Raw genomic sequence first — 22638 nt, 5'->3', positions numbered from 1 at the left:
AACCGCGGGTAAACTCTCGTCCCTATGCCATGTGGCATAGCGACGGGAGTTTTTTATGTTCACCGAAACATGGAAGTTTTGTGGTAGACAGCTGCTAAATTTATAACAAATTAAGAAAGAGGTGTCCTATGAATATTCAAAACATGATATTAACGCTTCAAAAGCATTGGTCTGAACAGGGGTGTATCCTGATGCAGGCTTATGATACAGAAAAAGGCGCAGGTACGATGAGCCCTTATACATTTTTAAGAGCGATCGGACCAGAGCCGTGGAATGTGGCTTATGTAGAGCCTTCACGCCGTCCGGCCGATGGCCGTTATGGAGAGAATCCAAATCGGCTTTACCAGCATCATCAGTTTCAAGTGATCATGAAGCCCTCGCCGGATAACATCCAGGAGCTGTATCTTGATTCACTCAAAGCATTGGGCATTGATCCGCTTGAACATGACATCCGGTTTGTAGAAGATAACTGGGAAAATCCTTCTCTGGGCTGCGCGGGCTTAGGATGGGAAGTGTGGCTTGATGGCATGGAAATAACACAGTTCACATACTTCCAGCAGGTAGGCGGTTTGGAATGCAAGCCTGTGTCTGTTGAAATTACATATGGAATTGAAAGGCTTGCCTCTTACATTCAGGATAAGGAAAATGTCTTTGACCTTGAATGGACAGAAGGATTTACGGTTAGGGATATCTTCCTGCAGCCTGAGTATGAGCATTCGAAATACACATTCGAAACATCGGATCAGGAAATGCTCTTCAATTTGTTCAATATCTACGAGAAAGAAGCACATAGGCAAATGGAGGAAGGGCTTGTACATCCAGCTTATGACTATGTATTAAAGTGTTCCCATACTTTTAATCTGCTTGATGCAAGGGGAGCGATCTCAGTGACAGAAAGAACCGGCTATATTGCAAGATGCCGAAACCTGGCCAGAAAAATAGCCAAAACCTTTTATGAAGAGCGGGAAAAACTTGGCTTCCCAATTTTAAAGGATAAGGAGGAAGGATCTCATGAATAAGAAAGATCTTCTGCTGGAAATTGGACTCGAAGAAATGCCTGCCAGATTTGTCACTAATTCAATGAATCAGCTTTCAGATAAAGTGAAATCATGGCTTTTGGAAAAGAAAATATCTTTTGACGAGATCAGCGCTTTCTCCTCCCCACGCCGTCTGGCTGTTCTTGTTACGGGAGTGGATACCGCCCAGGAGGACATAAATGAGGAAGCGAAAGGACCTGCGAAAAAAATCGCTTTAACCGGGGATGGAGAATGGTCAAAAGCTGCTGTTGGATTCAGCCGGGGGCAGGGAGCTTCTGTTGAAGATATATTTTTTAAAGAAATTAACGGTGTTGAATACGCCCATGTCAGCAAATTCATTAAAGGTCAGGAAACAGCTGCACTGCTGTCTGAACTTCAGCAGATTGTCACCTCGTTATCCTTTCCGAAGAATATGCGCTGGGCAAACCAGGAGCTGCGCTTCATCAGGCCGATCAAATGGCTTGTGGCATTATTCGGAAATGAAGTTATTCCTTTCTCAATCACAAATGTTCAGACTTCCAACCTTACAAGGGGGCATCGTTTTCTCGGGGAAGAGATTGAAATTAATAATCCCTCTGACTATGAAAAGTCCCTGCTGGCACAGTATGTCATTACTAACCCTCAGGAAAGAAAAAGTGCTATTCTCTCGCAATTGGAAAAAATTGAGGAAGAGAATGATTGGGTGATTCCTGTTGATGAAAATTTATTGGAAGAAGTAAATAATCTGGTTGAGTACCCGACAGCATTATATGGCAAATTTGAAGAAGAATATCTGGAGCTTCCGGAAGAGGTTTTAATTACCTCAATGAAAGAGCATCAGCGCTATTTCCCTGTAAAGTCCAAAGACGGCAGGCTTCTTCCTTACTTTGTTACAGTTCGGAATGGATCTCATGAACATTTGGAGAAAGTGGCTAAAGGAAATGAGAAAGTATTGCGGGCAAGACTTTCTGATGCAGCTTTCTTCTACAGGGAAGACCAAAAAACGGATATCGCAGCATCGCTCGAAAAACTTAAAAACATTGTGTATCATGAAGAAATTGGAACACTTGCTGAGAAGGTAGATCGTGTCCGCCAGCTGGCAGCGAAACTAAGCGAGAAACTTGACTTCAGTGATGAAGCAAAAGCAGTGACAGACCGTGCTGCTGAAATCTCAAAGTTTGACCTTGTTTCGCATATGGTTTATGAATTTCCTGAGCTGCAAGGTTTTATGGGGGAAAAATACGCTCTGCAAAAAGGTGAAAAAGAAGCTGTGGCGCGTGCAATTAATGAACATTACATGCCGCGCAATGCAGAGGACCAGACGCCAGAAAGTGATGCCGGTGCAGTGCTGTCCATTGCTGAGAAGCTGGACACAATTGTGTCATCCTTTGCAATTGGGATTATTCCAAGCGGTTCCCAGGATCCATATGCCTTAAGAAGACAGGCATCGGGTATCATCCAGACGTTACTGGCTAAAAACTGGAATCTAAAACTTGAAGAATTGATTTCATTATCTTCTGAGACGGTTCTTAATGCGGATATTGGAAAGAAATCAAAAAGTGAATTGATGAAGGAATTAGTTTCTTTCTTTAAATTAAGAATTAAATATATGCTGCAGGAAAAAGCAGTGCGCTATGACTTAATTGAAGCTGTATTAGGAAATGATATCGGCTCCGTGCCTTCACTTGTGAATAGAGCCCAAGTATTGGAGTCCCACAAGGATGCAGAAGGCTTCAAGGAAAGCATTGAAGCTCTTAGCCGGGTAATCAACATTGCTTCTAAGGCAGAAGATAAAGGGGATATAGACAGCGGCTTATTTGAAAATGAAAACGAAAAAGCTCTGTTCAGCAAATATTTATCTGTAAGCGAGGAATTGAGAAAAGAGGTTAAAGAGCAAGAAGCCTTTAACTTGCTAATCAGCTTGAAACCTGAAATTGATCAATACTTCGAGCATACTATGGTAATGGATGAGAATCAGGAAATTCGCCGCAATAGGCTGCATCAAATGGCACATTTGGCAGATATGATAAAGAAATTTGCAAATATGAATGAAATAATTGTTAAGTAATAAGCTAAAATTTTGCGTTTTATGCTTGAATACGATTAAAATCTAAGATAAAGACAGCTGCCGTGGCTGTCAGGAAAGAGCCTGTTTATCATCTGACGGGCTCTTTCGTTTTGGGCATAGTAGGCAGCATCGCAAACTATATATGAAACACATCTTTTCATTTATGACAAATAGTATATAATAATTATATAAAAGTATAACCTTATTATAGTGGGAAATGAGTGCCAATAGCGTCTCCTTTTCAGATTAGGTGGTGAGGAAAATCGAATTAAATAAAAGGCAGGAAAAGATCATAGAAATCGTTAAGGAAAACGGGCCGATCACTGGTGAGAGTATAGCGGAACAGCTTAGTCTTACGAGGGCAACACTAAGGCCTGATCTGGCTATATTAACGATGGCAGGCTATTTAGATGCCCGTCCGCGTGTAGGCTATTTTTATACAGGCAAGACTGGGGCGCAGCTGTTGACAGAAAACCTCCAAAAGCTTTATGTAAGGGATTATCAATCCATTCCTGTAGTGGTTAATGAGAATGTATCGGTGTATGATGCAATTGTGACAATGTTTTTGGAAGATGTCGGCACGTTATTTGTTGTCGATCAGGGTTCACTGCTTGTTGGAGTTCTGTCAAGGAAGGATTTACTGCGTGCAAGTATTGGCAAGCAGGAGTTAAATTCCATCCCTGTTAATATCATTATGACTAGAATGCCTAACATTACCATGTGTGAAAAAGATGATTTGCTCATAGAAGTTGCTAAAAAGCTGATTGAAAAGCAAATTGACGCCCTTCCTGTTGTAAAAAAGACGGAGAAAGGGTTCGAAGTAAACGGCAGGATAACCAAAACAAATCTGACAAAGGCATTCTTGGCTCTGGCCGGAGAAAAGTAGCATTGTAAGAAGGAGATGGTGTTGAAGGATGGAAAAATTGCCGGTCATTTATGTCGTTTCGGACTCAGTGGGAGAAACGGCCGAACTTGTAACAAAAGCTGCAACGAGCCAGTTCAATGGCAGTGATGTATCTATTAAGCGTTTTCCATATGTTGAAGAAAAAATACATATTGATGAAGTCATTTCGCTGGCAAAGCTGGATAATGGGATGATAGCCTATACAATGGTCAAGCCGGACATGAGGAAATATATTAACCAGCGGGCTGCTGAAGAAGGGATATATGCCTTTGATATTGTTGGCCCTTTAATGGATCAAATCCAAAGAGCCTGCGGCATTACACCGCTTTTTGAACCAGGACTGGTCAGAAAGCTTGATGAGGATTATTTTAAAAAGATTGAGGCAATCGAGTTCGCTGTAAAATATGATGATGGCCGAGACCCTCGTGGAATATTAAAGGCTGATATAGTGCTTATAGGTGTATCAAGGACTTCGAAAACACCGCTTTCCCAGTATCTTGCCCACAAGCGCCTTAAAGTGGCTAACGTGCCCCTTGTGCCTGAAGTTGATCCTCCAGAAGAGCTGTTTCTTGTCCCGCCGGATAAGTGCTTCGGTCTGAAAATCAGCCCTGAGAAATTAAACTTTATCCGAAGAGAACGCCTGATATCATTAGGTCTAAGCGATAATGCCAGCTATGCCAATATAGAAAGAATCAAAGAAGAAATAGGTTACTTTGAAAAAACCGTTTCCAAAATTAAATGCCCGGTTATTGATGTCACGAACAAAGCTGTAGAAGAAACAGCCAATATGATCTTAAATCAATATCGGAAAAGCTTTCCGAAAAGCTAGCACATAAATTCTTTATGTGCCTTTTCTTTTCTATAGTCGGCAGTCAGGTTTTTTGAGGGCTTTTACTTCAAACTAAATTTTTTTATGATGAGAAGAAACTGCAGAACTAAATTATATTCTTGCCAGATAAAATAATGGCAAAATAGAGATTAATGTACTATAATAAAAAATTGTGATAAAAATGTACCCGAATAGGTTTAGAGTTCATTGCCAAGGAATAAACTATTTATTGTGGCATGTCAAGTTTTCGATCAAGAAAAAATTCGACATATCTCACTATGCAAAAGTTATTCATGTAAAGAAGGATTATGCGGAGTGATGTAGAATTATTTAGAACATTAGGCAAACCAATCATTATGGTGGATGCTGATTCTTGTCCTGTAAAAGAGGAAATTGTCGAAATAGCCAATTCCTTTAATGTGGAAGCAGTGTTTGTTGCTTCTTATGCCCATATGCAAAATGATCTGAATGGGGCTGTCTGGAAATTTGTTGACAGCAGTAAGGAAGCTGCAGATTTATTCATAATGAATTATGTGGAATCAGGAGATGCAGTTGTAACTCAAGATATTGGATTGGCATCAACTCTTTTGTTAAAGGGTGTTTATGTCCTTTCTCCCAGGGGAATTTTATCTGAAGAAAGTGAAATTCGAACCGCTTTGGAAATGAGGCATCTTTCAGCGAAGGCGCGAAGAAGAGGGGTTTATGGGAAAGGGCCAAAACCATTTAGCCAAGAGGACCGATCCAGGTTTGTGCAGCAATTGACAAAAATTTTGTCGAATTTTGAAGGGATTCAGTAACGTTTATCGAATACCTGAGTAAGTAATGGAGTTGTTCATATGGCAGAACGGATCGCCGAGGAGAAAGTAAATGAAATTCGGCAAGCTGTAGATATTGTTGATGTCATTGGCGACTATATTCAATTAAACAAGCAGGGACGCAACTACTTTGGGCTTTGTCCTTTTCATGGCGAAAATACTCCTTCCTTTTCTGTATCACCCGAAAAGCAAATCTACCATTGCTTTGGATGCGGAGCAGGAGGCAATGCCTTTTCTTTCTTAATGGATTTAGAAGGATATTCCTTTCAGGAAGCCGCACTAAAACTCGCTGAAAAGGGAAATGTCAAGCTCGAAATTGATGCGGCATCCGCAGCATCAGCAAAATCAATGCCTGTGGATTTACAGCAGATGATGGAAGCCCATGAGCTTCTGCGTAAATTTTATCACCATCTGCTTGTAAACACAAAAGATGGTCAGCATGCATTAGAATATTTGCTCAATAGAGGCTTTACAATGGAATCGATCGAGAAATTTCAAATCGGTTATTCATTGAAGTCCTGGGATTTTGTCTTCAAGTTCCTGACTAAAAGAAAGTTCCCCGAAGATGTCATGGAAAGAGCAGGACTGATCATCAAAAGGGAGAAAGATGGGAACTATTTTGACCGCTTCAGAGATAGAATTATGTTCCCGATTTTCGACCGCAGCGGAAATACGATTGCTTTTTCAGGGAGATCACTTGGGGCCGATGAGCCCAAATATTTAAATAGTCCTGAAACAGCAATCTTCAATAAAAGCAAAACTTTATATAATTTTCATTTGGCGAGACCACAGATTAAAAAATTGCAGAGAGCCGTTCTTTTTGAAGGGTTTGCAGATGTAATCGCCGCTGATCGTGCTGGTGTCGGTAATGGCGTTGGTACGATGGGCACCGCTTTAACTGAAGAACATATTGCTTCCTTAAGAAGAAATGTTCAATCAATCACGATCTGTTATGATTCCGATAATGCCGGTATCGAAGCCGCATACCGGGCAGCAAACCTGCTAATGGAAGCAGGCTGCCAGATCAGAGTGGCACTCATGCCTGACGGCTATGATCCGGATGATTATATTAAAGAATACGGCGAAGAAAAATTTCGTTATGATGTAATCGACTCCAGCATAACCTTTATGGCATTTAAGCTTCTTTATCTCCGAAGAGGCAAAAGGCTTCAAAATGAAGGAGATAGGCTCCTTTATATCGAAGAGGTATTAAAGGAAATCAGCCGGCTTGATAAAGCTGTGGAAAGAGACCATTATCTTCGCCAGCTTGCGAATGAATTCTCACTTTCTCTGGAAGCTTTGAAAGAGCAGCAAAAACAGGTCTATTATACGGAGAAGAGAAAAAGCAGCCAGAATGGCAAAGGTGCTTTCGAGCCTCAAAAAAGGCTGCAGATACCCAAAAGGGCTGACAGTCTTAAACCCGCCTACCATACAGCGGAAAGAAGGCTGATTGCCCACATGCTCAGAAATAGTGACATAGCATTTAAAGTTCAGGATATGCTTCAGGGAAATACATTTAACATCGATGAACATCAGGCTATTATTACCTATCTTTTAGGTTTCTACGAAAAAGGCAATACGCCTGATCCGAGTGCATTCATAAATTTTATAAATGATGAAAAGCTTAAGCGCATTGTGGTGGATATAGAAATGATGTCCATAAACGATGAAATAAGCGAACAGGAATTATCAGATTACCTTAAACAGGTGTTGAATTATCAAAAGATGTTAAAAATAAAAGAAAAACTAAATGAAGAAAAGGAAGCAGAACGCCAAAAAGATTATGCTAAAGCGGCTTTAATCGCAATGGAGATTCTTCATTTGCGAAAGTCACTATAAGAAGGCTGTGTGAATTAAATAAATGTTTTGGGATTAAGCGTTCCTAATGAATAGTCCCATTTGAAGATGTATCAGAATGTGTGTGATTTTTGGAAGGAGGGGGACATATGGCTGAAAAGTCGGCCCGTTCAAAAGAGGTTGATACAGAATTGACCCTTGAACAAGCGAAAGATCAATTAGTTGAAATAGGAAAAAAGACAGGTGTCCTTGCCTATGATGATATAGCAGAAAGATTGTCTCAATTTGAACTTGATTCCCACCAGATGGATGAATTCTATGAATTCCTCGGAGATCAGGGTGTTGAGTTAGTCGGAGATAATGAAAATGAAGATCCAAATGTTCAGGAACTTGCAAAAAATGAGGAAGAATTTGATCTTAATGATTTAAGTGTTCCTCCGGGTGTAAAAATTAATGATCCTGTCCGTATGTACTTAAAAGAAATTGGACGTGTTGATTTACTCTCTGCAGAAGAAGAGATAGCACTCGCCAATCGAATTGAGGAAGGCGACGAAGAGGCGAAAAGGCGTCTGGCAGAAGCGAACCTCCGATTGGTTGTCAGTATCGCTAAAAGGTATGTAGGACGCGGAATGCTGTTCCTTGACCTTATTCAGGAAGGGAATATGGGACTGATAAAAGCGGTTGAAAAATTTGACTATCGCAAAGGATTTAAGTTCAGTACGTATGCAACATGGTGGATACGCCAGGCCATTACTAGAGCGATTGCTGACCAGGCCAGGACCATTCGTATTCCTGTCCATATGGTGGAAACGATCAATAAATTGATTCGTGTTCAGCGCCAGCTTCTTCAGGATCTTGGCCGTGAACCAACACCAGAAGAAATTGCTGAAGATATGGATTTAACTCCAGACAAAGTAAGAGAAATTCTTAAGATTGCACAGGAGCCTGTTTCATTAGAAACACCTATTGGTGAGGAGGATGATTCTCACTTAGGTGACTTCATCGAAGATCAGGATGCCACTTCTCCATCGGAGCATGCGGCATACGAGCTCTTGAAAGAGCAGCTTGAAGATGTTCTGGACACACTGACTGACCGTGAAGAAAACGTTCTGCGTCTTCGATTCGGTCTCGACGATGGCCGCACCAGGACCCTGGAAGAAGTTGGCAAAGTGTTTGGCGTTACCCGGGAACGCATCCGCCAAATTGAAGCCAAAGCCTTAAGAAAACTGCGCCATCCGAGCAGAAGCAAACGACTAAAAGACTTTTTAGAATAAAATATAATTGCCAGTGGATAGTTTACTTCTTAAAATGGAAGTAAACTATTTTTTTTGACAGGATGTGCTTTGGTTGGAAGAAAACAGAAAAAAAATCATTATTAACGAACTGCTGCATTGGAAAAAGAGCAGAATGCTTCCTGATCAATATTGTGACTACCTGCTTGCACTTTACACGGAAGGAAGTCAGCCGAAGGAAATAAAAAAACGTAAAAATACAGTGGTGTTATATCTTGCCAACCTTATCTTCCTGCTGATGATTCCAATTTCTGCTTTATTAATTTATTTTACTGAATTGTCTATTACTTTGCAAACCGTCATTTTAATTCTTTTTATTTCTGCATGTATTTTTTTTATTTTTTATTTTTCTAGAAAAGTAAAAATGATACATATTCCCATCATATCAGCAGCTTTGATTTTACTGATGGGATCTGTTGGTTTTGTATCAGAGATATATCCCAATAACGAGAGAATTCTCTATGTTTCCCTAGTGATTAATTGTGTTCTTTGGCTGTATGCAGGATTAAAAAGGAAGTTTCTATATTTATGGATATCAGGAGCGCTTGGATTCTTTTTAATAGTTATTTCTATATTCATATAATAAAATATTTTAAAAAGTTTTTAAATGTTGAGAAATCTCTAACATCCCTTATATAATAGTAATGAAAGCGTATACAACTTTTGTTCTTATAAGGGGGATTTACATGAATTTTGATTTGACTGCAGAACAGAATATGATCCTTAAAACAATCAGGGAATTTGCTCAGGAAGAAGTGGCACCGGGAGCTTTGGAAAGAGACCGTACTAAGGAATTTCCAATAGAAGTATTTAAGAAAATGGCTGACCTTGGTTTGATGGGGCTTCCTTTCCCTGAAGAATATGGCGGCGCAGGGGCAGATACTGTAAGCTTTGCTATTGTAACAGAGGAGTTGAGCAGAGCATGCGCGTCTACCGGTATCACTTACTCGGCGCATATTTCACTTGGCGGAGCGCCGCTTTATTTATTCGGGACCGAAGAGCAGAAGCAAAAGTATCTGGTGCCAATTTGTACAGGTGAGTCTTTTGGAGCTTTCGGGCTGACAGAGCCTAACGCAGGCTCCGATGCTGGCGGTACTAGAACAACAGCTGTCGAAAAAGATGGTGAATATATCATTAATGGTAATAAATGCTTCATTACGAATGCCAGCTATGCGAAGCATTTAGCTTTGACTGCAGTCACAGGGGAAGTGGATGGTAAAAAAGAAATCAGTGCGATTATTGTGCCAACGGATGCAGAAGGATTTACCGTTATCGATAATTATGAAAAAATGGGACTCAATGCCTCGAATACAACTGAACTTGTACTTGAAGACGTACGCGTTCCGACTGAGCACTTGCTCGGCAAAAAAGGCGAGGGCTTCAAACAGTTTTTAATTACACTGGATGGAGGGCGTATTGGTATTGGAGCAATGGCTTTGGGGATAGCGCAGGCTGCTTACGAAAAGGCACTTCAATATGCAAAAGAGCGCCAGCAGTTCGGCCGTTCTCTCTCAAACTTCCAAGCAATTCAATTTAAACTTGCAGATATGGCGATGAAAATTGAATTGGCACGAAATATGGTCTACAAGGCTGCCTGGCTGAAAGACCAGGGAAAACCATTTGCCAAAGAAGCTTCTATGTGCAAGCTCTATGCCTCTGAAATCTGTATGGAAATCGCCGACCAGGCTGTTCAGATCCACGGCGGATACGGCTATATGAAGGAATATCATGTAGAGCGGTACATGAGGGACGGTAAGCTCACAGAGATCGGTGAAGGGACCTCTGAAGTACAAAGAATGGTCATTGCGCGCCTCATCGGATGCTAAAATTATATTGTATGGTATGAATGAGATATGCAGGTGAAATAATTAGCAAAAACTCCATCCTCAAGATGGAGTTTTTGTCCATTTTATGAACAAGATTTGACAAAGTTTATAATAGGGCTTTTCCTTCTGTCTTTTTTAAAGTAAAATAGAGATTGTTTGTATACTTACTTAAACTGAATGTGCTTACATAAGGGAGGTTAAATCATGAATCGCAATCCAATCATTCCATTTGTGTTAATTATGGTTTTTGGTGTGGTAGCAATGTTCCTAGTTTCTTTTAAAGGTCTTGGCGATATGGAAGAGCTTGCAAAAGAGCAGGAAGGCGGCGGTGCTGAAACTGAAGAAACTGCAGCTGCGACCCCTGAAGAAATTTACCAGAAGAGCTGTATCGGATGTCACGGTGACCAGTATCAAGGCGGAGTTGGTCCTGCTCTAACAGGTGTAGGCGATCGTTTATCACAGGATGAGATCGCAGATATCGTAGTAAACGGTAAAGGCTCAATGCCTCCAGGATTAGTGCCTCAAGACAAAGCTGCCGAAATGGCTGAATGGTTAGCAGGCCTTAAGTAATACCTATAATGAAAGTCCTTTGCATATGTAAAGGACTTTTTTTATACTATAAGAAAGGCTATCGAAAATTGACGATAGCTTTTTTAGCTTTTCTCTCAGGAAGAGCAGGCGCTATGCGCTTTTTACAATACATAAATAAGTGGTGACAGAATGAATACAAAAAAATTATCAAATCGGCTTGAAGCTGTAACAAATTATATTCCCTCAGGCGCACGAGTAGCTGATATAGGCTCAGACCACGCGTATTTGCCATGCTATGCAGTAAAGAAAGGGATTGTCCCTTTTGCTGTTGCTGGTGAAGTGGTGGAGGGTCCTTATCAATCTGCCAAAAAACAGGTAAAAATGGAAGGGCTCGAAAATCAGATTTCCGTAAGAAAAGGAAACGGGCTTGAAGTGATTGGGCCAAATGAAGTTGACTGCATCACCATTGCAGGCATGGGAGGAGCTTTAATTGCGAGCATTCTTGAAGAGGGGAAGAGCAAGCTTGCTTCTGTAAAGAGGCTTATTCTCCAGCCAAATTTAAGTGCCATCTCGATTAGAAGCTGGCTGATTGAAAATGGCTGGGAGCTAATAGCCGAAGAAATTCTTGAAGAAGACGGAAAGATCTATGAAATCCTTGCAGCTGAAAAAGGAGAGCCATTAAAACCCTACAAGAATAAAGAACAAGGTTTGCTGATGGGCCCTTTTCTTATGGAGCAAAAATCTTCCGTATTTCAAAACAAGTGGCTCGGTGAAAAGAAGAATTGGGAGAGAATCCTTTTGCAGCTTGAAAAAGCAGCATACTCCAGTGAAACAGAGAAGAGAAAACAGGAGTTAAAGGAGAAAATCAAAATGACAGAGGAGGTACTGATGCAGTGAAAAAAATAAATGGACATGAGATTATCCAACTATTTGAACAGTTTTCCCCAAAAGGGTATGCGATGGATGGAGACAAGATTGGCCTCCAGGTTGGCAGGCTTAACACTCCTGTTGAAAATGTCATGGTTGCCCTTGATGTTCTGGAGGAAGTCGTTGATGAGGCAATTGAAAAGAAAGTGCAGCTGATCATTGCTCATCATCCTTTAATCTACAGACCTCTGCAAAAAATTCCCACTGATACTCCAGCAGGAAGAATTATTGAAAAGCTTATCAAACATGATATAGCTGTTTATGCAGCACATACGAATTTGGATATCACCAAAGGCGGGGTCAATGATATGCTGGCTGATGCACTGAAGCTTTCCAATACGGAAGTCTTATATCCCACATATGAAACTGTGTTGAAAAAGCTCGCTGTGTATGTACCTGAAGAAAATGCTGAGTCACTAAGGCAAGCGCTCGGAAACGCAGGGGCAGGTTCAATTGGAAATTACAGTCATTGTTCGTTTGCATCCCGTGGAACAGGGCAGTTTAAGCCTAATGAGGAGGCCAATCCGCATATCGGCCAGCAGGGTAAGCTCGAGACTGTGGAAGAAGTCTGCATTGAGACTATTTTTCCTGAACAAATAGAAAAGAAAGTGCTGTCTGCCATGTTCAAAAACCATCCTTATGAAGAAGTTGCCTATGATATTTATAAGCTTGAAAACAAGGGTGAAGTTCTGGGTCTGGGTAAAATTGGAGAAATTAGCGAGATGACTCTGGAGGAATTTGCAGAGCATGTAAAACAAACACTTGAAGTGGAGGGAGTCCGTGTAGTGGGCGACTTTTCGTCAAAAGTGAAGAAAGTTGCTGTTCTGGGTGGAGATGGAAACAAGTACTTTATGTCAGCAAAGATGAAGGGTGCTGATGTATATGTGACTGGAGACATGTATTACCATGTTGCGCATGACGCAATGATGATGGGCCTGAATATCGTTGATCCCGGCCATAATGTGGAAAAGGTAATGAAAAAAGGAGTCACCAAAAAATTATCTCAGATGTGTAAAGAAAAAGGATATAACGTATCCATTTTCCCTTCCGAAGTTCATACAGATCCGTTTAAATTTGTCTAATAAACAACAGAACCGGCTTCCCTCAGGGCCGGTTCTGTTTATTAAAAGATAAGAAAGTATAAAACTTTGAAGGTCGATAACTGTCTAGCTCCAGCGCCTACCCCCTCGAGGTATGCTTGTAGGGGGTGGGCAAGGCGCTTGCGCTTTTCTTATATTCACTTCCGCTTTTCTTATAACTTTGCTGGCTTCTTTACTTTCGGAAGTATTTTATTTAACGGCACTTTCTTTTCGCGTGACCATGTGGACTCATCAGCCGGATCAAATTGTTCAAGGAAAGTAATAACTTCCTTTGTAATCGGTGTTGGGGTTGAGGCTCCTGCTGTAACGGCAACTGTTGATGCATCTTTAATCCAATTCAAATCCAGTTCAGTAATATCAGCAATGCGGTAGGCTTTTGTACCGGCAATTTCTTCTGATACCTGTGCAAGACGATTGGAGTTATTGCTCTTCGGGTCACCCACAACGATTAATACATCGGCCTGTCCAGCTTGCTCTGCTACTGCTTCCTGGCGGACCTGGGTAGCCATGCAGATTTCTTTGTGGAATTCTGCGTGCGGGTATTTTTCCTTTATCTGATCCATTACATGGACAACATCCCATTGGCTCATTGTAGTCTGATTTGTCACCAGTATTTTATCAGCCTGCATGTTAAGTTCATTTACATCCTCAACAGTCTGCACTAAATGAACTGCATGAGGAGCGACCCCAACTGCACCTTCAGGTTCTGGATGGCCTTTTTTGCCAATGTAAATGATTTGAAAACCTTCCTTTTCCTTTTCCCTGATCAGATCATGCGTTCTTGTTACATCAGGGCATGTTGCATCAAGTGTCACAAGGCCTTTTTGTTTCGCTGCTTCCCGCACTTCAGGTGAAATGCCGTGGGCTGTAAAAATGACAGTGCCTTTATCGACTTTATCTAAGATTTCTTTGCGGTCTTTTCCATCGAGTGTAACAATGCCTTCCTCTTCAAAAGCATCTGTCACATGTTTATTATGGACGATCATACCCAAAATATAGATGGGTCTCGGCAAAGTCGGATCAAGTGCAGCGTTCCTCGCAATAACCATTGCATCCACCACACCGTAACAATACCCCCGAGGAGAGATTTTTATGACGTTCATCTGTATATCCTCCCTAATTAAAAGCTTATATATGGATTGAACTGAGTTCTGTTTCTAACGGATAAACTCCGTATTGCACCTCTATTATATAAGAGATAAACCGATAATACAAAAGGAGTAATTTTCTTAAGGAAAAAGAAAAAAAGAATGCCCCGGCATCCTTTTCTTTAAATATATAATTTTGGTCTGGAGATACCTTCTGCCGATGATCGCTTGACAGCGGGCTGTTCCATCGCATGTTCCTTTTTTGTATTTTTTGGCTTCGAATTCTGTTTCTTTTTCTCAGTATTGGCTTGAGGGGATTCCACTTTAGCTTCAGAAGCTTTCTCATCAGCTTCAGGTGCATCCTTTATGCCTCTATAAAGCTTCCACATGGCAGGAAGATTCCTGACCAGCGGCCCATACTGCTGAACCATGGGTCCGAACTGCTGTGCTGTATTTAATACCTTTTGAGTGTTGGTTAAAAAGCCGTTTATGGAAGATGGATTGCTTATTGCCTGAAGGATGCCTCCGCCTGCCTGTGAGCCTCCTGCAGTTCTGGCAGCTCCCATTCCTGCTGTAGGCTGGGCATTTCCTTTTCCTAATATTTTGGAGAGCAATCCTCCTCCTCGTTTCATTCCCGGAGGACCGCTCATCATTGGCCCCATGGGAGGTCTTCCCTGCATTGGGGGCATAAAAGGATGCGGGTGCATCCCTCCTCGCATAGGGGGTCTCGAGCCTGGCATCATATTCAATGGCCTCCTTTCGCTGCACATTTCTGCTTCTTTAATAAAAAATTCATATTATAAAGTATGCGTTTATCCCATTTTGGTTTAGGCATTAATGCAGAAGGAACCAATTTATTTATAAAATCACCTAAAAAGCTCATCATAAAAATATAAATGCGGTTTGAGTGGTTATTTGCAGGAAACTTTATTATAATAACAGGATGTAAGAAAAGCTCGGAACCAGCAAGTTGTCAGTTGATACTAGTAGATCTTACTCACTAATATATGTTTCGGATACAGCCTGAACCAAGGCGAATCTGAATAATTGAGGAGTTTTTTATATGAACGAAACGAAATTTGACCGATTTAATTTAAAGCCATTTATTATAGAAGCTGTTAAAGATTTTGGCTTTTATGAGCCGACAGAAATTCAAGAAAGAATAATCCCTGCCGTGCTGAAGGGTGAAAGCGCAATAGGACAATCACAGACAGGCACAGGAAAAACGCATTCATATGTATTGCCTATCCTTCAAAAGGTTGATCCTTCCCGCCAGGAGGTTCAGGCTATTATTACAGCACCAACCAGAGAACTTGCCAATCAAATTTATCATGAAATTCTTAAAGTTACAGAGCATTGTTCAGAGGGGGAAGAAATAACAGCACGCTGCTATATTGGCGGTACGGACAAGCAGAGAACCATTGAAAAACTAAAAAAACAGCCTCATGTGGTTGTAGGCACACCGGGAAGAATCAATGACCTTGTAAAAGAGCAGGCATTGTTTGTGCATACTGCCGAAATTCTTATTGTGGATGAAGCAGATTTAATGCTTGATATGGGGTTCATTGAAGATGTTGATCAGATTGCAGCAAGGATGCCGGAGAAGCTGCAGATGCTGGTGTTCTCAGCTACAATTCCAGAGAAGCTGAAGCCTTTCCTGAAAAAATACATGGAAAATCCTAAGTATGTTCACGTGGAGCCTAAGCAGGCCGCAGCAGCCAATATTGAGCACTGGCTTCTGCCGTCCAAACACCGCAATAAAGTGGAGCTGGTCTATCAGGCACTGACTTCATTAAATCCTTACTTAGCCATTGTTTTCACCAACACCAAGAAAAAAGCAGATGAAGTGGCAGACGGATTAATCAGCAAAGGTCTGAAAGTTGGACGTATCCATGGGGACCTTAACCCGCGTGAACGAAAGAAAATGATGAAGCAGATTCTCGACCTGGAGTTTCAATATATTGTGGCTACAGACCTGGCTGCCCGGGGCATTGATATACAGGGAATCAGCCATGTAATTAACTATGAGCTTCCAACAGATCTTGATTTCTATATACATCGGGTTGGGCGGACAGCGCGTGCAGGTTTCTCAGGAATTGCTTTAACTGTCTATGAGATCTCCGATGAGGATGCATTGAACAGGCTTGAAAAAATGGGGATCGAATTCAGGCACAAAGATCTGCAAAAAGGTGAATGGACAGATCTGGATAATCGCAATAAGAGGAAAACAAGACAGAAACAAACAGATGACATTGATAAAAAAGCCGCTTCATTGGTGAAAAAACCGAAAAAAGTAAAACCAGGCTATAAAAAGAAAATGAAATGGGAAATGGATAAAATAAAAAAACGCGAAAGAAGAATCAAGCGTAAATAAAGAATTAAAGGGAGAGGTATTGTCATGCTGAAAATTGGATCACATGTTTCCATGAGCGGGAAAAAAATGCTTTTAGCAGCAAGTGAAGAAGCTGTTTCATATGGCTCCAATACATTTATGATCTATACAGGAGCTCCGCAAAACACAAGAAGAAAAAAAATCGAAGATCTTAACATTGAAGCCGGACTGAAGCATATGGCAGAGAACGGGATTGCTGATATTGTTGTACATGCTCCTTATATTATCAATATCGGGAATACTGTAAACCCTTCAACATTTGAATTAGGCGTTAATTTTCTTCGCTCTGAAATCGACCGCACCGAAGCGATTGGAGCTAACCAGATCGTTCTCCATCCCGGCGCCCATGTTGGGGCAGGAACGGAGGCCGGCATCAAAAAGATCGTAGAAGGCTTAAATGAAGTCTTAAACGGCGAAGAAAATGTGCAGATCGCACTTGAGACCATGGCCGGAAAAGGATCGGAGTGCGGGAGAACCTTTGAAGAGCTGGCTATGATTATAGAGGGAGTCAATTATAACAATCACTTATCTGTATGCTTTGATACTTGCCATATACATGATGCAGGATATGACATTGTGAATGATTTTGATGGGGTATTGGACGAATTCGATAAAGTTATTGGACTTGACCGCCTGAAAGTTCTCCATATTAACGACAGCAAGAATGAGCGCGGAATGCGTAAAGACCGTCATGCAAATATCGGCTTCGGCCACATCGGCTTCAGCGCGTTAAATTATATTGTCCATCATCCTCAATTAAAGGATATCCCTAAAATTCTGGAGACTCCTTATGTTGGCGAAGATAAAAATAATAAAAAAGCCCCTTATAAACATGAAATTGATATGCTGCGCAGCCAGGAATTCAATGAAAGCTTATTAGAAGCTATTACTGCTGTATAAAATAGTAAAAAGCTGTGCCTGAGCTGCACAGCTTTTTGCATGAAAATTAAGTATCATAAACTAAGTTCTATTTTGTAAATTGCAAAAATAGCCTGTTTACTTCCCTTGCAGTTTCCGGGCCGGCAATCCTGGCAATTTCCTTTATGATTTTTGTCCTTTCCCGGTCATCAAAGATGTTTACCTGTTTGCCTCTCAAATGATCTGCAATTTTTTGGGCCTGCGCTTTTGTTATCTGGATGTTGAACTGCTCTCCATATTTTAATAATTCATCTGCTGTTATATTACTTAATTTATGATTAATGATGTTTTCGAATATTTTCATTTTCATCACTCCTCCTCAGTACTGTATGAGCGAAGTATGTGAATAGTGACAATAAGTTTTAAGATTTACCATAAAAGCATGTACCTTTACTTTAAATGCAGGTTCCTGTATACTGTGTTAGTAAATCGTAATGATTCTTAATATTTTAGGTGATAAAAATGGAACAGCCAATAATTGAAATAGCTCATGTTTCTTATAGATATGAGAAAGAGAATGTTCTTGAGGATATCAATCTGACCATTAATTCAGGAGATTTCCTCGGAATTGTAGGTCCCAATGGGTCGGGTAAATCAACCCTTTTAAAGCTTATTCTGAATTTGCTAAAAGTACAGAAGGGGAGCGTCAAACTATTCGGCCAGGAAATCAGCCGATTTAAGGATTGGCAGAATATTGGATTTGTTTCTCAAAAGGCAAATTCATTTAATACAGGATTCCCGGCAACAGTCTTTGAAGTCGTTTCAAGCGGCCTTACAAAGAAGCTGGGGCTTTTTAAATTTATGGGCAAGGCCGATCAGGCAAAAGTCATGCGTGCAATTGAATCTGTTGGCATGCATGAGTATGCAGGACGTAATATTGGCGAGCTTTCAGGCGGGCAGCAGCAGCGGGTCTTCATCGCCCGGGCATTGGTAAGCGACCCGAAATTATTAATATTGGATGAACCTACAGTAGGTGTGGATGTGAAAAATGTTCAGTCCTTTTATGAAATGCTGGATGATTTAAATAAGGAGCTGGGCATTACTTTATTGCTTGTTACGCATGATATTGGGACAATTTCTGATAAAGTCACTCATGTGGCATGCCTGAATAAAAATCTGCATTTCCATGGAAATACAGCAGAATTTGAAAGCTTGAATAAAAATGAAATGTCGGAAATCTACGGACACGATGTACATGTCCTGACACATAACCATGATCACCATCATCACCACCACCACGATAAAGGAGCAGACAGATGATTTCGGGAATCCTTCAATATGAATTTTTACAAAATGCTTTTTTAACTGGAATGATCATCGGGATCATTGCTCCTCTTCTGGGTGTGTTTATTGTTGTCAGAAGGCTATCTTTAATTGCCGATGCTTTAAGCCATGTCACACTTGCAGGCATCGCTGCAAGCCTGCTGCTCGAAAAGAAATTTATCGGTCTGAGCGGTTTGAATCCTTTGTATATGGGGATGGCTTTCTCTGTAGCCGGGTCGTTGTTTATTGAAAAGCTGAGAGCTGTTTATAAGCATTATCAGGAGCTGGCTATTCCCATTATATTATCTGGCGGCATCGGGCTTGGAGTCATATTCATTTCACTCGCTGACGGATTCAATACAGATTTATTCAGTTATTTGTTTGGCAGCGTCAGTGCAGTCAGCCGGCTTGATTTATGGACTATTTTGATTATCAGTGTGCTTGTCATTGCGCTTGTGGTCCTGCTCTATAAAGAATTGTTTTTGCTGTCATTTGATGAAGAGCATGCGAAGGCATCCGGAATAGCTGCTAAAAGTGTCCACTTCATATTTATTGTGATGGTGGCCCTGGTTATAGCTGCTTCCATGAGAATAGTGGGGATTTTATTAGTTTCCTCCCTTATGACATTGCCTGTTGCTGCAAGCATCAGAATTGCAAAAGGCTTCAAGCAGACGATTTTCCTGTCCATGCTTTTTGGTGAAATATCTGTACTGGGCGGATTGACTATTTCCTACTATATTGATTTGGCCCCGGGCGGAACAATCGTCATGATTGCCGTATTAATACTGATTGCAACAATATTGCTGAAAAAACTTGCGGGCATTAAGCCGGCATAAATGTAATGACTTCTATCCGAGATGATTTAAGAGCAAAAAAGAGGTGGAAAGAATGAATGTTGATGAAGCCATGCAGCTTTTAAAGGATAAAGGCTATAAGCATACGGGGAAAAGGGAAGAGATGCTTCAGCTGTTTGCTGACAGCGATAAATATATAACGGCTAAAGATGTTCTCGAAAAAATGAAAGATAATTACCCTGGACTTAGTTTTGATACCATTTACAGAAATTTATCGTTATTCGTGGAACTGGGTATTTTTGAAATGACAGAGCTGTCAGGCGAAAAACATTTCCGCTTTACGTGCTCTCATGATCATCATCATCATCATTTTATATGCCTGGATTGCGGCAAAACGAAAGAAATTGAAGTCTGTCCCATGAAACAGGTGCAGGAAAATCTGAAGGGATATGATGTTTCAGGACATAAATTTGAAATATATGGGAAATGCCCGGAGTGTTTTTAATACAGGAACAAAAAAAGAAGCATGGAGCTATTTTTCCATGCTTCTTTTTTGCTGCAGCCAGTCTTCTGTCCATGCATTGGCTTCCTTCCAGTTTCGGACTCTAATGACGCCATTGGGAAGGGGATCCTGATTATAGGGCGTATCGAATAAAATGACAGGTATTCCGCAAGCCTCATGGATCATGACCGCATTATCATGCTTGTCTTCCAAGAATATATCCACCTCATACTTTTTTGCAGCTTCGATTTTATCATGGTTCCCGATCAGTTCGATATGATCAAACTCCAATGCGTTCTCTAAAAACCATTCCTCTGTTATTTGCTGCAGGTGAGAGCCCCTGGCACTTATAAAATACAATTCATGCTCCCGTTTCCATTTGGTCAGAACTTCTTTCGCGCCTCTCGCCAGGGGAGATTTTTTGTAGATAATGGGCTCATTTTCATAAAACCACTGTGCAAATTGTTCTTCTGAGATCGTCACTAAAGGTGTTAAATCATATTGCTTAATGTCATTTAAGGTAATATTCAAATTAAATGCTTCATTTAAATACGGGACCATGGCTTCAGGGCTGGTAACCGTTCCGTCTATATCAATGCCAAAGCGCTTCTTCATTATAATAATCTCCTTTAATGCATATATCCTTTATCTTAACAAAAGTCAGGGCCTTGCAAAAGAGTGTTGCAGGCCAGGTTTGACAGTTAAACATTAACATCTTAAAAAAGTCTATTATCGCAAACACTATAAATGCTCCATTAAGCAAATTTTTTTAGGAACACAGCAAAGAAAGAGAGGGATAATGATGGCAGACCAAGATCGCACCAATGAAGAATATGACCTCCGTTACAGTGAGCGAATTGGTGAAGCAGATGCAGCAGATTACTCAGAAGAAGCTGCTGCAGAAATAGCGGCGCCAGGTGTCTATGGCAGATCGCTTGATCGGGATGAAGAAATCCAAAGGGATGCAGTTCAGGGAAATTATTCTGAGGAAACCTCTGCAGAAATAGCAGCGCCAGGTGTCTATAATAGATCATTGGACAGGGATGAAGAGAAGGAAACAGCTGCAGCCGGCAGAGGAGTCGGTTATGCAGCCCTGGCACTTTCCATTTTATCTTTGTTTGTGCTGCCGGTTCTTTTTGGAGCAACAGGAATTGTCCTTGGTTTTATCGCAAGAAGAAGAGGTTCAGAAAGCCTTGGAGGCTGGGCGATTGCCATAGGTGCCATTTCCATTATTGTCGGTATGTTTATACTGCCGTTTTTTTAGAAAATAAGAAAAAAGCCTGGCTTCCAAATATAATTTGGGCCAGGCTTTTCTGTTTAAATTATCGTGCGGTTCATTCTATGGCTGCAGGCTTTCTGACTGTGCTTTTTCTTCTTCCTGTTTTGCAAAATATTCTTCAGCGATTTTGTCGATTTCAATCTTAAGTTCTTCAACCATCGTTTCTTCCGGAACCTTCCTTACAATCTGGCCTTTGCGGAACAGAAGGCCTTCTCCCCGGGCTCCGGCAATGCCGATATCAGCTTCCCTGGCTTCACCAGGTCCGTTAACCGCACAGCCTAATACAGCAACCTTAATTGGTGCTTTAATTTTTTGAATATATTCTTCCACTTCATTAGCAATGCTGATTAAGTCAATCTCAATCCGTCCGCATGTTGGACAGGAGATCAGTGTAGCGGCATTGGAGGATAAGCCGAACACTTTGAGAAGCTCCCGGGCAACCTTGACTTCTTCAACCGGGTCAGCGCTCAATGAAATTCTTAACGTATTTCCAATGCCTTTGCTTAAGATTGCTCCGAGCCCAGCGGCGCTTTTCACAGTACCGGCAAAAAGTGTGCCTGATTCTGTTATACCTAAATGCAGAGGGTAGTCAAATGCTTGTGCTGCTTTTTCATAAGCCTCAATGGCCAAATTAACATCGGATGCCTTCATGGAAACGATGATGTCATGGAAATCAAGGTCTTCTAAGATTTTGATATGATGGAGGGCACTTTCAACCATGCCATCTGCTGTAGGGTATCCGTATTTCTCGAGGATCCTTTTTTCGAGAGAACCGGCATTTACCCCAATCCGGATAGGTATTCCTTTTGCTTTGGCAGCCTTGACGACTGCTTCCACTTTTTCACGTTTCCCGATATTTCCGGGATTAATGCGGATTTTATCTGCGCCGCCCTCGATAGCCTTTAGAGCCAGCTTGTAATCAAAGTGGATATCAACAACAAGCGGTATGTTAATTTGTCTTTTAATATCTGCTATGGCATTTGCAGCTCTTTCATCAGGGCAAGCAACACGTACGACCTGGCAGCCTGCTTCTTCCAGTCTTTTAATTTCGGCTACAGTTGCTTCAACATCATGTGTTTTGGTTGTGGTCATGCTCTGAATGAACAGCTCATTGCTTCCGCCAATTGTTAAAGGCCCAACTTTTACAGGCCTTGTTTTCGTGCGATGTATTATTTCACTCAATGGAGATTCGCTCCTTTTATTCTATTCATACAACAATTGAGTAGTACGCTGTTAGAGAAGGTCCACTCTATTGTATCAATGAACCGCTGATGTTGACAAGAATGATGATTAGTTG

Annotated in this window: 23 protein-coding genes and 1 other annotated feature (1 of these 24 only partly in view); of the genes, 18 read left to right on the top strand and 5 right to left on the bottom strand. The window is 41.1% G+C overall.

Annotated elements, in window-relative coordinates; genetic code table 11:
* Nucleotides 1-27 (top strand) — a binding site (T-box leader); it begins 158 nt to the left of the window's first position.
* A gap of 101 nt (nt 28-128) precedes the next feature.
* From glyQ to BFI01S_RS14165, 12 genes are all read left to right on the top strand, one after another.
* Nucleotides 129-1019: a glycine--tRNA ligase subunit alpha gene (glyQ, locus tag BFI01S_RS14220; protein ID WP_061793207.1), complete on the top strand. Its 891-nt coding sequence runs from the start codon at nt 129-131 to the stop codon at nt 1017-1019.
* A complete protein-coding gene (gene glyS, locus BFI01S_RS14215; RefSeq protein WP_061793206.1) occupies nt 1012-3084 on the top strand; it encodes a glycine--tRNA ligase subunit beta in 2073 nt (690 codons plus the stop codon). The genes glyQ and glyS overlap by 8 nt, the downstream gene beginning before the upstream one ends.
* A 250-nt stretch (nt 3085-3334) precedes the next feature.
* Nucleotides 3335-3970 (top strand): transcriptional regulator CcpN, encoded by a 636-nt coding sequence (ccpN, locus tag BFI01S_RS14210; RefSeq protein ID WP_035331133.1) that lies wholly within the window; start codon nt 3335-3337, stop codon nt 3968-3970.
* Nucleotides 3971-3998: 28 nt separating this feature from the next.
* Nucleotides 3999-4817, top strand: a complete 819-nt coding sequence (locus BFI01S_RS14205) for a pyruvate, water dikinase regulatory protein (protein WP_061793205.1) — start codon at nt 3999-4001, stop codon at nt 4815-4817.
* A gap of 308 nt (nt 4818-5125) precedes the next feature.
* Nucleotides 5126-5614 carry a YaiI/YqxD family protein gene (locus tag BFI01S_RS14200; RefSeq protein ID WP_235831196.1) on the top strand — a complete coding sequence of 163 codons (489 nt, stop codon included), beginning with the start codon at nt 5126-5128 and terminating at the stop codon, nt 5612-5614.
* Nucleotides 5615-5653: 39 nt separating this feature from the next.
* Complete coding sequence (gene dnaG / locus BFI01S_RS14195) at nt 5654-7471, top strand: DNA primase (protein ID WP_061793204.1); 1818 nt, start codon at nt 5654-5656, stop codon at nt 7469-7471.
* Nucleotides 7472-7578: 107 nt separating this feature from the next.
* Nucleotides 7579-8703, top strand: coding sequence for an RNA polymerase sigma factor RpoD (rpoD, locus tag BFI01S_RS14190; RefSeq protein ID WP_035332682.1), 1125 nt, complete (start codon nt 7579-7581; stop codon nt 8701-8703).
* Nucleotides 8704-8836: 133 nt separating this feature from the next.
* Entirely contained in the window at nt 8837-9304 is a 468-nt protein-coding gene (locus BFI01S_RS14185) for a hypothetical protein (protein ID WP_235831195.1), read from the top strand.
* Between the two features lie 103 nt (nt 9305-9407).
* Entirely contained in the window at nt 9408-10547 is a 1140-nt protein-coding gene (locus BFI01S_RS14180; protein WP_061793202.1) for an acyl-CoA dehydrogenase, read from the top strand.
* Between the two features lie 204 nt (nt 10548-10751).
* Nucleotides 10752-11117, top strand: a complete 366-nt coding sequence (gene cccA, locus BFI01S_RS14175) for a cytochrome c550 (protein WP_026583849.1) — start codon at nt 10752-10754, stop codon at nt 11115-11117.
* Between the two features lie 150 nt (nt 11118-11267).
* Nucleotides 11268-11975, top strand: a complete 708-nt coding sequence (locus BFI01S_RS14170) for a tRNA (adenine(22)-N(1))-methyltransferase (protein ID WP_035332686.1) — start codon at nt 11268-11270, stop codon at nt 11973-11975.
* Nucleotides 11972-13087, top strand: coding sequence for a Nif3-like dinuclear metal center hexameric protein (locus tag BFI01S_RS14165; protein ID WP_061793201.1), 1116 nt, complete (start codon nt 11972-11974; stop codon nt 13085-13087). The genes BFI01S_RS14170 and BFI01S_RS14165 overlap by 4 nt, the downstream gene beginning before the upstream one ends.
* A 170-nt stretch (nt 13088-13257) precedes the next feature.
* Here the strand turns inward: BFI01S_RS14165 and BFI01S_RS14160 are convergent, their stop codons facing one another.
* On the bottom strand, nt 13258-14208 hold the full coding sequence (locus tag BFI01S_RS14160; RefSeq protein WP_035332688.1) for a 4-hydroxy-3-methylbut-2-enyl diphosphate reductase: 951 nt from the start codon (nt 14206-14208) through the stop codon (nt 13258-13260).
* 167 nt (nt 14209-14375) lie between these two features.
* Nucleotides 14376-14855 (bottom strand): VrrA/YqfQ family protein, encoded by a 480-nt coding sequence (gene vrrA / locus BFI01S_RS14155; RefSeq protein ID WP_235192308.1) that lies wholly within the window; start codon nt 14853-14855, stop codon nt 14376-14378.
* Nucleotides 14856-15256: 401 nt separating this feature from the next.
* Between vrrA and BFI01S_RS14150 the strand changes: the two genes are divergently transcribed.
* Together BFI01S_RS14150 and BFI01S_RS14145 are read left to right on the top strand one after the other, a co-directional pair.
* Complete coding sequence (locus tag BFI01S_RS14150; RefSeq protein WP_061793200.1) at nt 15257-16567, top strand: DEAD/DEAH box helicase; 1311 nt, start codon at nt 15257-15259, stop codon at nt 16565-16567.
* A 24-nt stretch (nt 16568-16591) separates the two neighbouring features.
* Nucleotides 16592-17485, top strand: coding sequence for a deoxyribonuclease IV (locus BFI01S_RS14145; protein WP_061793199.1), 894 nt, complete (start codon nt 16592-16594; stop codon nt 17483-17485).
* A 67-nt stretch (nt 17486-17552) separates the two neighbouring features.
* On the opposite strand, the gene BFI01S_RS14140 is transcribed toward BFI01S_RS14145, so the two are convergent.
* A complete protein-coding gene (locus tag BFI01S_RS14140) occupies nt 17553-17807 on the bottom strand; it encodes a DUF2624 domain-containing protein (protein ID WP_035332728.1) in 255 nt (84 codons plus the stop codon).
* Nucleotides 17808-17965: 158 nt separating this feature from the next.
* Here BFI01S_RS14140 and BFI01S_RS14135 point away from each other — a divergent pair, with 158 nt between their 5' ends.
* Genes BFI01S_RS14135 through zur form a run of 3 tightly spaced genes read left to right on the top strand, consistent with a single transcriptional unit; the run spans nt 17966 to nt 20065 of the window.
* On the top strand, nt 17966-18763 hold the full coding sequence (locus tag BFI01S_RS14135; protein ID WP_035332692.1) for a metal ABC transporter ATP-binding protein: 798 nt from the start codon (nt 17966-17968) through the stop codon (nt 18761-18763).
* Nucleotides 18760-19602, top strand: a complete 843-nt coding sequence (locus BFI01S_RS14130; protein WP_061793198.1) for a metal ABC transporter permease — start codon at nt 18760-18762, stop codon at nt 19600-19602. Before BFI01S_RS14135 ends, BFI01S_RS14130 begins: the two co-directional genes overlap by 4 nt.
* Before the next feature lie 52 nt (nt 19603-19654).
* The gene (gene zur, locus BFI01S_RS14125) at nt 19655-20065 is read left to right on the top strand and encodes a zinc uptake transcriptional repressor Zur (RefSeq protein WP_035332694.1); all 411 of its coding nucleotides are present in this window, start codon (nt 19655-19657) and stop codon (nt 20063-20065) included.
* A gap of 27 nt (nt 20066-20092) precedes the next feature.
* Here zur and BFI01S_RS14120 read toward each other — a convergent pair whose 3' ends face one another.
* Nucleotides 20093-20677, bottom strand: a complete 585-nt coding sequence (locus BFI01S_RS14120; RefSeq protein ID WP_035332695.1) for a nucleotidase — start codon at nt 20675-20677, stop codon at nt 20093-20095.
* A gap of 184 nt (nt 20678-20861) precedes the next feature.
* On the opposite strand from BFI01S_RS14120, the gene BFI01S_RS14115 reads away from it, so the two are divergent.
* The gene (locus BFI01S_RS14115) at nt 20862-21326 is read left to right on the top strand and encodes a DUF4190 domain-containing protein (protein WP_035332696.1); all 465 of its coding nucleotides are present in this window, start codon (nt 20862-20864) and stop codon (nt 21324-21326) included.
* A 75-nt stretch (nt 21327-21401) separates the two neighbouring features.
* On the opposite strand, the gene ispG is transcribed toward BFI01S_RS14115, so the two are convergent.
* Nucleotides 21402-22514 carry a flavodoxin-dependent (E)-4-hydroxy-3-methylbut-2-enyl-diphosphate synthase gene (gene ispG / locus BFI01S_RS14110; protein ID WP_172581971.1) on the bottom strand — a complete coding sequence of 371 codons (1113 nt, stop codon included), beginning with the start codon at nt 22512-22514 and terminating at the stop codon, nt 21402-21404.
* Nucleotides 22515-22638 lie beyond the last annotated feature (124 nt).

It is taken from the genome of Cytobacillus firmus NBRC 15306 (genome assembly GCF_001591465.1).
In the GTDB taxonomy this organism is placed as follows: Bacteria; Bacillota; Bacilli; order Bacillales; family Cytobacillaceae; genus Cytobacillus; species Cytobacillus firmus.
This window is presented reverse-complemented; position numbering and strand designations above follow the sequence as displayed.

Coding starts and splice junctions, on each gene's coding strand:
- dnaG (WP_061793204.1), top strand. CDS start 5,654: ATGGCAGAACGGATCGCCGAGGAGAAAGTAAATGAAATTCGGCAAGCT.
- glyS (WP_061793206.1), top strand. CDS start 1,012: ATGAATAAGAAAGATCTTCTGCTGGAAATTGGACTCGAAGAAATGCCT.
- BFI01S_RS14205 (WP_061793205.1), top strand. CDS start 3,999: ATGGAAAAATTGCCGGTCATTTATGTCGTTTCGGACTCAGTGGGAGAA.
- BFI01S_RS14120 (WP_035332695.1), bottom strand. CDS start 20,677: ATGAAGAAGCGCTTTGGCATTGATATAGACGGAACGGTTACCAGCCCT.
- BFI01S_RS14145 (WP_061793199.1), top strand. CDS start 16,592: ATGCTGAAAATTGGATCACATGTTTCCATGAGCGGGAAAAAAATGCTT.
- BFI01S_RS14170 (WP_035332686.1), top strand. CDS start 11,268: ATGAATACAAAAAAATTATCAAATCGGCTTGAAGCTGTAACAAATTAT.
- BFI01S_RS14115 (WP_035332696.1), top strand. CDS start 20,862: ATGATGGCAGACCAAGATCGCACCAATGAAGAATATGACCTCCGTTAC.
- BFI01S_RS14130 (WP_061793198.1), top strand. CDS start 18,760: ATGATTTCGGGAATCCTTCAATATGAATTTTTACAAAATGCTTTTTTA.
- rpoD (WP_035332682.1), top strand. CDS start 7,579: ATGGCTGAAAAGTCGGCCCGTTCAAAAGAGGTTGATACAGAATTGACC.
- BFI01S_RS14180 (WP_061793202.1), top strand. CDS start 9,408: ATGAATTTTGATTTGACTGCAGAACAGAATATGATCCTTAAAACAATC.
- BFI01S_RS14185 (WP_235831195.1), top strand. CDS start 8,837: ATGCTTCCTGATCAATATTGTGACTACCTGCTTGCACTTTACACGGAA.
- vrrA (WP_235192308.1), bottom strand. CDS start 14,855: ATGGGGCCAATGATGAGCGGTCCTCCGGGAATGAAACGAGGAGGAGGA.
- BFI01S_RS14140 (WP_035332728.1), bottom strand. CDS start 17,807: ATGAAAATATTCGAAAACATCATTAATCATAAATTAAGTAATATAACA.
- zur (WP_035332694.1), top strand. CDS start 19,655: ATGAATGTTGATGAAGCCATGCAGCTTTTAAAGGATAAAGGCTATAAG.
- BFI01S_RS14160 (WP_035332688.1), bottom strand. CDS start 14,208: ATGAACGTCATAAAAATCTCTCCTCGGGGGTATTGTTACGGTGTGGTG.
- BFI01S_RS14200 (WP_235831196.1), top strand. CDS start 5,126: ATGCGGAGTGATGTAGAATTATTTAGAACATTAGGCAAACCAATCATT.
- cccA (WP_026583849.1), top strand. CDS start 10,752: ATGAATCGCAATCCAATCATTCCATTTGTGTTAATTATGGTTTTTGGT.
- BFI01S_RS14150 (WP_061793200.1), top strand. CDS start 15,257: ATGAACGAAACGAAATTTGACCGATTTAATTTAAAGCCATTTATTATA.
- glyQ (WP_061793207.1), top strand. CDS start 129: ATGAATATTCAAAACATGATATTAACGCTTCAAAAGCATTGGTCTGAA.
- BFI01S_RS14135 (WP_035332692.1), top strand. CDS start 17,966: ATGGAACAGCCAATAATTGAAATAGCTCATGTTTCTTATAGATATGAG.